Source organism: Desulfovibrio sp. OH1186_COT-070 (assembly GCF_003860215.1).
GTDB lineage: Bacteria > Desulfobacterota > Desulfovibrionia > Desulfovibrionales > Desulfovibrionaceae > Desulfovibrio.
Map to the genome: position 1 here is coordinate 1 of NZ_RQYH01000076.1, position 1,647 is coordinate 1,647.

1 protein-coding gene is annotated in these 1,647 nt (G+C 34.9%); it reads right to left on the bottom strand.

Annotated features, from left to right (window positions below; genetic code table 11):
• A partial coding sequence (locus EII23_RS11815; protein ID WP_221620405.1) for a M14 family zinc carboxypeptidase occupies positions 1–1,647 on the bottom strand: 1,647 nt, incomplete at both ends.

Consider the following 1,647-nt stretch of genomic DNA (forward strand, 5'->3'; position numbering starts at 1 on the left):
CTGTACTTCCTCCTAATGAACTACCGCCAGAACCCCCTATTAGATTTGTTACTGCATTTATAGCTTTTTGTAGATATCTTCCATTAACAGCATCTGAATGACTATAACATGATTGTGGTAATTCTATTAACGCTGCTCTTACTCCTATTGAATTTGCCCATGATATTAAGAATCCTCCTTGATATACTCCATCATAACATCCATTTACAAATCCAAATTGATTTTGGAATGCTCTTGATATATGTGAATCTCCTATTGTCTTATCTTCCCATCCGTGCATATCTATTAAGTATGTTGAACCTGATGTCTTTCCTTTTATTTCACTTATAAAGTCACGTAAACTTCTTGATTCTGGTACACTTAACGGCTCTTTATTTGTCCAATGTCTTGAATCTCCATATGGTGTAAATCCTATTGGGAAATCTCTATTACAATCTACTGCACCTACTATAGTACATCTTCCTGGCCCATTATTTGTATATCCTTCTGATAATCCATCTGGATTTGCTACTGGAATTATATATAGTGACCAATTGTTTGTTCCTGCATTTTGGAAGTGCTCTATAAGTCCATTACCTATTCTAGTTAACTCAATACCATCTGCTGCCCAGTGATCTTCCCATCCGTGTATTGCACATACATATATCAATGAATTAGCTCCATTACCAACTTTATAAGCTGCTAATTCTCTTCCTCTTCCACTTGTTCCATATACTATTTTTTGTGCATTTGTTATTGATGGTCTAGGTATATCCACTCTAGTAGCTGCTGAACCTTCATATTTTACATAACCTGACTTTGTGTTAGGTCCTTTTGATGTATTATAAACAACATGTGTCATTCCATTTTTCTTATATAGTGGTGTTGCTGATTCATATGGATCTAATGATCCTAAATGTCCACCATTTTCATCTAATACTTCCTCTGGTGTACTTCCATTGTGCCACATACTTTGATTAAAGTACCTTATTAAGTTAGTTGCATTTGTTACATAACCCTGTCTTACTACATTGCCAGCTGGATACTGTACTAAAACTAATTGCCTGCTATAACTAACATCTAAAACAGTTATCTTATCTCCTACACTTACACTTCTACCTGGTATTCTATTACCATTTGCATCTCTTAGATATAGTTCATCACCAACTACCTCTGCATTGTTTTCATATGTGAATCCACCTGGTACAACCTCTCCTGGTGCTACTCCATTAAAACTTCCGCCTCCAGTAGAACTACCAGCTCCTTCATAATGAACTAATCCGGATTTAGTAAGCTTACCTTTTCCTGTATCATAAGCAACATATGTCATTCCATCTACTTTATAAAGAACTACGGCTCTTTCTCTTGGATCTAATGTTCCTATTTGTGTTGTTTTATCAAAGTCATATACTGGCTCAGGTGTTGAACCATTTACCCATGAATAATCATCTTTGTATTTTATTATGCTTCTTGCATTTGTTACATATCCTTGTCTATATCCAGAACTTGTTGGATATTGAACTAATACTATATTTTTTTCATTACTTATAAATAAAACTGTAATTTCATCTCCATCACTTACTGTTCTTCCTGGAATTTGATTTCCATCAACATCTCTTAGATATAAGAAATCTCCTCTTACTACTGCATTTGGCGGAAACGTAGGTG